Raw genomic sequence first — 10,884 nt, forward strand, 5'->3', positions numbered from 1 at the left:
AGGGGTAGGCGTGCTGGTCGATCAGTGGGTGTCGAGCTCGCTGTCGAGCAGGTCGAACAACTCTTCGTCGGAGGCCTGAGCCACTTCGGCCGCACTGTCCTCCCCGGTTTCGTGGCCTGCGACCGGACCGGTATCGGCCTCTCGCCATTTCGCGAGGAGGACCTCCAGCCGCAGGGCGGCGGTGGCGCGGGCCGCCCGGTCGTGCGGGGCTCGGGCGAAGGCGCCTTCCAGGCGGTCGATCTCGGCGAGCAGTGAGGGGGCCGCCGTGTCGGCACCCGGTCCGGCGGCGGGCAGCGCGCCGGCCAGGTGTTCGGCGAGGGCCGTCGGGGTGGGGTGGTCGAACAGCAGGCTCGCGGGGAGCCGGAGCCCGGTGGCCGCGCCGAGGTGGTTGCGGAGTTCGACGGCGGTCAGCGAGTCGAAGCCGAGGTCGCGGAAGGCATGGGAGGCGCCGACGGCCTCGGCGGACGTGTGCCCCAGCACTGCGGCGACCTGGGCCCGGACGAGGCCGAGGAGGATCCGCCGGCGCTTTTCGTCCGAGGTCCCCGCCAGCTGCGCGGCCAGCGCTTCGGCCCCGCCCCGGGGGTCCGCCGCCGGGTGGGCGGGGGGCCGTACGAGGCCGCGGAGCAGGGCGGGCACGGGCCGGGTCCCGGCGCTGCGGCGCAGCGCGGGCAGGTTCAGCCGTACGGGCAGGAGCACGGCCTCCGCGTCGTCGGCTGCGGAGGCGGCGGTCGCCGCGTCGAAGAGGGCGAGGCCCTCGTCCGGGGAGAGCGGCGACACGCCGGCTCGTGCCATCCGGGCGAGCGCCCCGGCACCGGCCCCGCCCAGCATCCCGTGCGGGCCCGCGGCGCCCGCCCAGGGGCCCCAGGCCAGAGAGACGGCCGGCAGTCCGGCCGCCCGGCGTGACTGGGCGAGGGCGTCCAGGCAGGCGTTGGCAGCGGCGTAGTTGGCCTGGCCCGCGTTGCCGAAGGTACCGGCGAGCGAGGAGAACAGGACGAAGGCCGCGAGGTCCCGGTCCCGGGTCAGTTCGTGCAGGTGTAAGGCGGCGTCCGTCTTCGGCCTGAGGACCTGGTCCAGGCGTTCGGGCGTGAGCGAGCCGGCCAGGGCGTCGTCGAGCACACCCGCCGCGTGGACGACCCCGGTCAGCGGATGGGCGGCGGGGATCTCGTCGAGCAGTGCGGCGAGCGCGGTCCGGTCGGCCGCGTCACCGGCGGCCAGGGTCACCTCGGCGCCCAGCGCGCCGAGTTCGGCGGCGAAGGCGGACGCGCCCTCGGCATCGGGCCCCCGGCGGCTGGTCAGCAGGAGGTGCCGTACGCCGTGTGCGGTGACCAGGTGCCGGGCCACCAGCCGGCCCAGGGCACCGGTGGCCCCGGTCACCAGGACCGTACCGGCCGGATCCAGCCCCAGGGCGGAGGCGTCGGCTGTGGTCGTGGCCGCCGCCGCGCGCGCCAGCCTGGGCACGAGCACCCTGCCCGCGCGGACGGCGCACTGCGGCTCTCCGGTGGCGAGCGCCTCGGTCAGCCCGGCCGGGAGGACGGCTTCCGCAGGCGCGTCGGCGTCCACGTCCACGAGGACGAAGCGTTCGGGGTGCTCGGACTGGACGGACCTGACCAGGCCCCACACGGCGGACTGGGCCGGGTCCAGCCGGGCCGCGTCCCCGTCGACCACGCGGACCGCGTTCCGGGTGACGAGGACCAGCCTCCGCGCGTCCTCCTCCGCCTCCGACGCCGCCAGCCGCTCCTGTACGAGGGCCAGGGCGCGAGTCGCCGCGTACCGAACGGCGGCGGACGCCTCGGCCGGGCGGTCCGGGAGCTCCGCCTCCAGCAGTACGACGTGGTCGGTGGCCGACGTCAGGGTCGGGGCCGGGGTCGCCTCGGTCCACTCGACGTGGAACAGGGCGTCCTGGAAGCGCCCGGCCCGCGCGGCGGCGAGCTGCTCGGCTGAGACCGGCCGCAGGACCAGGGAGTCCACGGACGCCACGGTCCGGCCGGCGGTGTCGGCGGCCAGCAGGGAGACGGCGTCCGGGCCCACAGGGGCCAGCCGGACCCGGAGTCCGGTCGGCCCTCCGGACGGGGACACCCTGACCCCGGTCCACGAGAACGGGACCCTCGCCCGGTCGGTGCCGGCAACGGCGCCGGTGCCGAGCAGGCCGTCGCCGAGGGCAACGGCGTGCAGGGCCGCGTCCAGCAGGGCCGGGTGCAGGCCGAATCCGGAGACGTCGGTGCCGTCGGGGAGTTCCAGTTCGGCGAAGAGCGTCCCGTCCCGGCTCCACGCGGCGCGAACGCCCCGGAACAGCGGACCGTAGTCGAGGCCCAGCCCGGCCATCCGCTCGTACAGGGAGTCCGGGGACCAGTCGGTGACGGGCACGGCCCCCGGCGGGGGCCACTCGGCCAAGGCGACCCCTTCGTCGGTGGTAGCGGCGGCGGACAGGGTGCCCACCGCATGGCTCGTCCACGGCTCCCCGGCGGGGGCACCCTGCGGACGCGAGTGGACCTCCAGCGCCCGGCGTCCGTCGGCGTCGGGGGCCGCGACCCGTACCTGTACCTGGACGGCCCCGTCCTCGGGGACGACGAGCGGGGCACCGAGCGTCAGCTCGTCCAGCCGGTCGCAGCCCACGCCCTCGGCGTGGGCGGCGTGCAGCGCCAGGTCCACGAAGGCGGTGCCCGGGACGAGTACGGTGCCCAGCACGACGTGGTCGGCGAGCCAGGGGTGCGACGCGAGCGAGAGCCGCCCGGTCAGGACGAGCCCTTCACCGTCGGCGAGCGGAACGGCCGCGCCAAGCAGGCGATGGTCCGCCTCGGCCAGACCGGCGGCGGCGACGTCGCCGGGGGCGGCGGCCGACTCCAGCCAGTAGCGGGTGCGTTGGAAGGGGTAGGTGGGCAGGTCCACGCGCCGGGCACCGCGTCCCGCGAAGAGCGCCTCCCAGTCGACGGGCGTGCCGTGAACGTGGAGCCGGGCGAGGGCGGCGGCGACGGCCAGGTCCTCGGCGCGGTCGGTGCGCAGCAGCGCCACGGCCACCGCGTCCTGGTCCAGGGCCTCATGGGCGAGGGCGGTCAGGACGCCGCCGGGGCCGATCTCCAGGAAGGTGCGTACACCTTCGGCGGCGAGGGTGGTGAGGGCGTCGGCGAAGCGGACGGCCTCGCGGACATGGCTCACCCAGTAATCGGCCGAGCAGAACTCCTCGGCGGAGACGATCCCGCCGGTGAGAGTGGAGACGATGGGCAGCTTCGGGGCCTCGAAGGTCACCGACTCCGCGACCTCACGGAAGGCGTCGAGCATCGGATCCATCAGCGGCGAGTGGAAGGCATGGGAGACGCCGAGCGCCTTGGTCTTACGGCCCTCCGCGGACAGCCGCTCCACGATGACGGCCACGGCCTCGTCCTCGCCCGAAACCACCACGGACTCAGGCCCGTTGACGGCAGCCACACCCGCACGGTCCTCCAGCCCGGCCAGCAGGGCCCGTACCTCCTCCTCGGAGGCCTGGACCGCCACCATGACCCCGCCGCCCGGGAGCCCCTGCATCAGCCGACCACGCGCGGCAACCAGCTTCGCCGCGTCCCCGAGAGACAACACACCAGCCACATGAGCCGCCGCGAACTCACCCACCGAATGCCCGGCCAGGAAGTCCGGCCGCACACCCCAGGACCCGACCAACCGGAACAACGCCACCTCCACCGCGAACAACGCCGGCTGAGTGAACCGCGTCTCGTCCAGCAGCCCCGCGCCCTCGCCGAACACCACATCCCTGAGCGGGACTTCGAGGTACGGGTCCAAAGCTGCGCACACCGCATCGAAGGCCTCCGCGAACACCGGGAAGACGGCGTCCAGTTCACGCCCCATCCCCAGACGCTGGCTGCCCTGCCCGGAGAACAGGAACGCGTGCTTCCCGCTCGCCGGTGCGGCCGAGGCCTGCACCACCGCACGGGAGGGCGATCCGTTCGCCAGGGCGGTCAGGGCTTCGATGAGTCCGGCCGGGTCGTCCGCGAGCACTGCGGCCCGGTGTTCCAGGGCGCTGCGGCCCGTGGCCAGGGAGTAGGCCGTGTCCACCGCCGCCCGGTCCGGGTCCTGCGCGTACGGCAGGAGGGCGCGGGCCTGTGCGCGTAGGGCTTCCGGGCTCTTGGCCGAGAGGAGCCAGGGCGCCGCGAGCGGTGCAGCGGGGCGCGTCTGGGCGGTGGTTTCCGGGGCCTGTTCCAGGACGACGTGGGCGTTGGTGCCGCTGAAGCCGAACGAGGAGACGGCCGCTCGCCGGGGCCGCGGGCTCTTTGCCCACTCCACGGGCTCGGTGAGGAGGCGTACCGCGCCGGAGGACCAGTCGATGTGCGGGGAGGGCTCATCGGCGTGGAGGGTCTGGGGCAGGAGGCCGTGGCGTATCGCCTCGACCATCTTGATGATCCCGCCCACGCCGGCCGCCGCCTGGGTGTGGCCGATGTTGGACTTGAGGGAGCCCAGCCACAACGGCCGCTCCTGTGAGCGCCCCTGACCGTACGTCGCCAGCAGCGCCTGCGCCTCGATCGGGTCACCCAGCCGGGTTCCGGTGCCGTGCGCCTCCACCGCGTCAACGTCCGCCGCCGAGAGTCCGGCGTTCGCGAGGGCCTGTTCGATGACCCGTTCCTGCGCGGGCCCGTTGGGGGCGGTGAGCCCGTTGGAGGCCCCGTCCTGGTTGACCGCGCTCCCCCGGACCACCGCGAGGACCGGGTGCCCGTTGCGCAGGGCATCCGAGAGGCGCTCCACCAGCAGCACGCCGACACCTTCCGCCCAGCCGGTGCCGTCGGCGTCGGCCGAGAAGGCCTTGCAGCGGCCGTCGGCGGCGAGCCCGCGCTGACGGCTGAACTCGATGAAGGCGCCGGGGCCGGCCATGACCGTGACGCCGCCGGCCAGGGCCATGGTGCATTCGCCCTGGCGCAGGGCCTGGACGGCCAGGTGGAGGGCGACGAGGGAGGAGGAGCAGGCCGTGTCGACCGTGACGGCGGGTCCTTCGAGGCCGAACGTGTAGGAGAGCCGTCCCGAGATGACGCTGCCCGAGTTGCCGGTGCCGAGGAAGCCCTCGACCCCGTCGGGTACCAACTGGAGGGAGGAGGCGTAGTCGTGGTACATGACGCCCGTGAAGACGCCGGTCCGGGTGCCGCGCAGGGCGGCCGGGTCGATACCGGCGCGCTCGAACACCTCCCAGGAGGTTTCCAGCAGCAGCCGCTGCTGGGGGTCCATGGCGAGGGCCTCACGGGGGGAGATCCCGAAGAAGGCGGCGTCGAACTCGCCCGCGTCGTAGAGGAATCCGCCCCGGAGGGTGCTGCTTGATCCGGCGGTGCCGCCGCTGGCGGAGAGCAGGTCGAGGTCCCAGCCCCGGTCTTCCGGGAAGCCGGCGATGGCGTCGGTGCCCGTGGTGAGCAGCCGCCACAGGTCCTCGGGGGAACGTACCTCGCCGGGGTAGCGGCAGCCCATGGCGACGATGGCGACGGGTTCGTCCGTGGTGGTTGTGGCGGGGGCGGCCGTGCGGGTGGCGGCTGCGGGCCGGGGGGCGTCCGTCACTCGGCGCAGGAGGTGGCGGGCGAGGGCGTCCGGGGTGGGGTGGTCGAAGACCAGACCGGCCGGGAGGCGTACGCCGGTGGCGGAGGCGAGGTGGTTGCGCAGTTCGACGGCGGTCAGCGAGTCGAAACCGAGTTCGCGGAAGGCCTGGGAGGTCTGGACGGCTTCGGGGCGGCCATGGCCCAGTACAGCGGCGGCGTGTGTCCGGACGAGGTCGGTCAACAGGGCGGTCCGGCCCGCCTCGGGCAGGGTGCGCAGCCGCTCGGCCAGCGCGGACCGGGTGCCGTCGGCCGCTGCGGCCGTGGCGGCCCCGGTACGGCGTACGGGTGTGGGGACCAGGACGCGCAGCAGGGCGGGCAGGGTGCCCGCGCGGGCCTGCTCGCGCAGGGCGGGCAGGTCCCAGCGGACGGGTACGAGGAGGGGTTCGGCGGCGCCCAGGGCGCGGTCGAAAAGTCCGAGGCCCTCGTCCGTCTCCAGGGCGCGGAGGCCGGAGCGGCCGATGCGGCGCTGGTCGGCTTCGGCGAGGCCGGCGGTCAGGGTGCTGCTGCGGGCCCACAGGCCCCAGGCCAGGGATACGGCGGGCAGTCCGGCGGCGTGGCGCTGCTGGGCGAGGGCGTCCAGGGCGGCGTTGGCGGCGGCGTAGTTGCCCTGGCCGGGGTTGCCGAAGACGCCGGCGGCCGAGGAGAACAGGACGAAGGCGGAGAGGTCCAGGTCGCGGGTGAGCTCGTGCAGGTGGAGTGCGCCCGCGACCTTGGGGGCGAACACGTGCTGGATCCGCTCCGGGGTGAGGGCCGGTACGACGCCGTCGTCGGTGACGCCCGCCGCGTGGACGACTGCGGTCAGGGGGTGCTCGGCGGGGAGCGCGGCCAGCAGGTCGGCCAGTGCCTGCCGGTCGGCGACGTCGCAGGCGGCGGTGTCCACCACGGCTCCGAGGGCGGTGAGTTCGGCGGCGAACTCGCGTGCGCCTGCCGCGCCGGGGCCGCTGCGGCTGAGGAGCAGCAGCCGCCGGACGCCGTGCCGGGTGACGAGGTGGTGTGCCACCAGGCGTCCCAGCGTGCCGGAGGCTCCGGTCACCAGGACGGTGCCGTGCGGCGGGAACACCGGGGCCGGGGTCTCCTGCCCGGCCGTCGGGGCGTCGGCGCGTACCAGCCGGGGGGTGAGCAGTGCTCCGCCGCGTACCGCCAGTTGGGGTTCGCCGGTGGCGGCCGCGGCGGCGAGCAGGGCGGGGTCCGTGTCGGCGGTGTCGGCCTCGGCGTCGACGAGTACGAGGCGGCCGGGGTTCTCCGACTGCGCCGAGCGCACCAGACCCCAGACGGCGGCCTGGGCCGGGTCGGCGCCTTCCGCCGGGCCGGTGGCGATGGCCCCCCGGGTGAGGACCAGGAGCCGTGAGGTGGCGCAGCGGGCGTCGGCGAGCCATGCCTGGACGAGGGCGAGCGCGGCCCCGGCGGCCGTGGCGGGCCGGTCGTGCGGGTCGTCTCCCTCGGCCGGCGGCGGCATCCGTAATGCGGTCGTCCCGGGCGCGGCACCGCCATCGGCGGGGAGGTCGGTGAGCGAGTCCAGCAGGGTGACGGGGGCGTGTGCTTCGGTGGTGGTGTCGGTCGGGGTCCAGGTCAGGCGGAAGAGGGCGTCGTCGCGGGTGCCGGTGGCGGCTGTCAGCTGCTCCGGCGTCACGGGGCGCAGTACCAGGGAATCGACGGAGAGAACCGGGTGGCCCGCGCCGTCCGCGAGGAGCAGGGTGACCACGCCGTCCGCGTCCGGTGAGGGGGCCATGCGGAGCCTCAGCGTGGTGGCTCCGGTCGCGTGCAGGGTCACCCCGTTCCATTCGAAGGGGATGCGGGGCCCGCCGCCGTCCGGTCCGGTGTCGGCGAGGCCGGCGGCGTGGAGGGCGGCGTCGAAGAGGGCGGGGTGCAGGCCGAATCCGGTGGTGTCGGTGCCGTCGGGCAGGGCGATCTCGGCGAAGAGCTCTCCGCCGCGCCGCCAGCCCGCGCGGACTCCGCGGAAGAGGGGCCCGTACTCCAGGCCGAGGCCGGTCATACGGTCGTAGAGGGCCTCGGGGTCGGCCGGTTCGGCGTCGGCCGGGGGCCACGGGGAGAGCGCGGAGGCGTCGGGGACGGCGGCGGGGGCGGGGGCCAGCAGGCCGGAGGCGTGACGGGTCCAGGTGTCGGCGGCGAGGGCGTCGTCCGGCTGGGAGTAGAGCCGTACGCCACGCCGGCCGTGGGCGTCGGGGGCGTCGACGACGGCCTGGAGCTGCAACCCGCCTTGCAGGGGCAGGACGAGCGGTGCCTCCAGGGTGAGTTGCTCGATCCGGCCGCAGCCGGCCTGGTCCCCGGCGCGGATGGCCAGCTCGACCAGGGCGGTGCCCGGCAGGAGGGGGGCGTCCAGTACGCGGTGGTCGGCGAGCCAGGGGTGCGTGGTCAGCGACACGCGGCCCGCCAGCAGGACGCCCTCGTCGTGGGCCGGGGTGACGACGGCGCCGAGGAGAGGGTGGCCGGCGGGCCTGAGGCCGGCGCCGGAGAGGTCGCTGGTGGCGGGCCGGGTTTCGAGCCGGTACTCCTCGCGCTGGAAGGCGTAGGTGGGCAAGTCCACGCGGCGGGCGTCGCGGCCCGCGAAGACGGCGGCCCAGTCGACGGCGGTGCCGTGGACGTGAAGGCGGGCGAGGACGGTGGTGACGGCCAGGTCCTCGGGCCGGTCGGCGCGCAGGGCGGGGATCACGACCGCCGCGTGTTCGTCGAGGAGGTTCGCGGTCAGGGCGGTCAGGACGCCTGCGGGGCCGATCTCCAGGAAGGTGCCCGCGCCTTCGGCTGCGAGAGACCCGACCGCGTCGGCGAACCGCACCGCCTCGCGGACGTGCCGCACCCAGTAGTCGGCGCAACGGAGTTCCTCGGCCGGTATCGGGCGGCCGGTGAGGGTGGAGACGACTGGCAGGGCCGGGGTTCCGAAGGACACGCCCTCGAAAGCCTCGCGGAAGTCCGCGAGCATCGGGTCCATCAGCGGGGAGTGGAAGGCGTGGGAGACCGGCAGTTCCTTGGCCTTGCGGCCCTGGGCGGTGAGCCGGTCGACCACTGCGGCAACGGCCTCGCCGGCACCCGAAACCACCACGGAGGCGGGTCCGTTGACGGCGGCGATGCCCGCCCGGTCCTCGTATCCGGCGAGCAGGTCCTGCACCTCCTGCTCGGATGCCTCGACGGCGACCATCACTCCCCCGGCGGGGAGGGCCTGCATGAGCCGGGCGCGGGCGGCCACCAGGCGGGCCGCGTCGTCGAGGGAGAACACCCCGGCGACGTGGGCCGCCGCGAGCTCGCCGACCGAGTGCCCGGCCAGCAGGTCCGGGCGCACCCCCCAGGACTCCAGCAGCCGGTACAGGGCCACTTGAAGCGCGAACAGGGCAGGCTGTGCGTGACCCGTCCGGTTCAGCAGCTCGGTGTCGGCACCGAACACCACCTCCTTCAGGGGGCGCTCGAGGTGCGGGTCCAGGGCGGCGCAGACGGTGTCGAAGGCCGCGGCGAAATCGGGGAAGGCGGCGTGCAGTTCGCGTCCCATGTGCGGGCGCTGGCTGCCCTGCCCGGAGAAGAGGAACGCGGTCCGGCTGCGGGGCATGACCGCGCCCGTCGCCGTGCTGGTTTCCCCGGTGTCGGCGGCACTCTCACCCCGCGCCAGCAGGTCCAGGGCCCGGCGCAGTCCTTCGGGGTCCGAGGCGGTGATCGCGGCGCGGTGGTCCAGTGCGGCACGGGTCGTCGCCGTGGAGAGGCCGAGGTCGGCGAGGGAGTGCTCGGGGTGGTCGTCGGTGTGGCGCAGGAGGCGGGCGGCCTGCCCGCGCAGGGCAGCCGCGTTCTTCCCGGAGAGCAGCACGGGGGTGTACGTGGTCCCGGACGGGGTGGCCGGCTGTGGACCGGGCTCCGGCTCGGCGTGCGGGGGCTCCTCCAGGACGACGTGGGCGTTGGTGCCGCTGAACCCGAACGAGGAGACGGCCGCTCGCCGGGGCCGCGGGCTCTTTGCCCACTCCACGGGCTCGGTGAGGAGGCGTACCGCGCCGGAGGACCAGTCGACGTGCGGGGACGGGGAGTCCACGTGCAGGGTCCTGGGGAGCAGGCCGTGACGCATGGCCTCGACCATTTTGATCACTCCGCCGACGCCGGCCGCCGCCTGGGTGTGCCCGATGTTGGACTTCAGCGAGCCCAGCCACAGGGGCCGCTGCGCCGGGCGTCCCTGTCCGTACGTGGCGAGGAGGGCCTGCGCCTCGATGGGGTCGCCGAGAGTGGTGCCCGTGCCGTGGGCCTCCACCGCGTCCACGTCGGCGGGGGTCAGGCGGGCGTCGGCCAGGGCTTGGCGGATGACCCGCTGCTGGGCCGGGCCGTTGGGTGCGGTGAGTCCGTTGGAGGCGCCGTCCTGGTTGACGGCGGAGCCGCGGACCACCGCGAGGACCGGGTGGCCGTTGCGGCGGGCGTCCGGGAGGCGCTCCACCAGCAGCATGCCGAGGCCCTCGCCCCAGCCGGTGCCGTCGGCGGCCTCCGCGAACGGCTTGCAGCGGCCGTCGGCGGCCAGCCCGCGCTGCCGGCTGAAGTCCACGAAGGACGTCGGGGTGAGCATGGTGGTGACGCCGCCCGCGAGGGCCAGGTCGCATTCGCCCCGGCGCAGGGACTGGACGGCCAGGTGCAGGGCGACGAGGGAGGAGGAGCAGGCCGTGTCCACGGTGACGGCCGGTCCTTCGAGGCCGAAGGTGTAGGACACTCGGCCGGAGACCACGCTCGCCGCGCCGCCGGTGCCGATGTAGCCGTCGACGTCCTCCACCGCCTGCTGGAGCAGGGAGGAGTGGTCGTGGTACATGACGCCGGTGAACACCCCGGTCCGGCTGCCCTTGAGCGAGGTGGGGTCGATGCCGGCTCGTTCGAAGGTCTCCCAGCTGGACTCCAGGAGGATCCGCTGCTGGGGGTCCATCGTGAGTGCCTCGCGGGGCGAGATCTCGAAGAGGCCGGCGTCGAAGAGGCCGATGCCGTCGAGGAACCCGCCTTCGCGGACGTGGCTGGTGCCCCGGCTGTCCGGGTCGGGGTCGTAGAGCCCTTCCAGATCCCAGCCCCGGTCGGCGGGGAACTCCGTGATGGCGTCGCCGTCGTCGGCCAGGAGCCGCCAGAGTTCCTCGGGGGTCGTGATACCACCGGGGTAGCGGCAGCTCATCGCGACGATGGCGATCGGTTCGTGCTGGGCCGCGTCGATGTCCCGCAGCCGCTCGCGGGCCTCGTGGAGGTCTGCGGACACCCGCTTGAGGAAGTAGCGCAGCTTTTCCTCGTTGTTCTTCGCCTGAAGGTCAGTCACCTGGGGTCACCTTTTACATCGAGCCCGTGGGGGCCGTGGGGCCTGTACGGCTGG

1 pseudogene is annotated in these 10,884 nt (G+C 74.9%); it reads right to left on the reverse strand.

From position 1 onward, the window contains the following. Nucleotides 1–21: 21 nt before the first annotated feature. Nucleotides 22–10,770 (reverse strand): annotated as a pseudogene (locus ACIHCL_RS29585) (type I polyketide synthase); the annotation flags it as partial. Nucleotides 10,771–10,884 lie beyond the last annotated feature (114 nt).

Origin of the sequence: Streptomyces sp. NPDC052042 (genome assembly GCF_044548345.1) — a bacterium.
Taxonomy (GTDB): domain Bacteria; phylum Actinomycetota; class Actinomycetes; order Streptomycetales; family Streptomycetaceae; genus Streptomyces.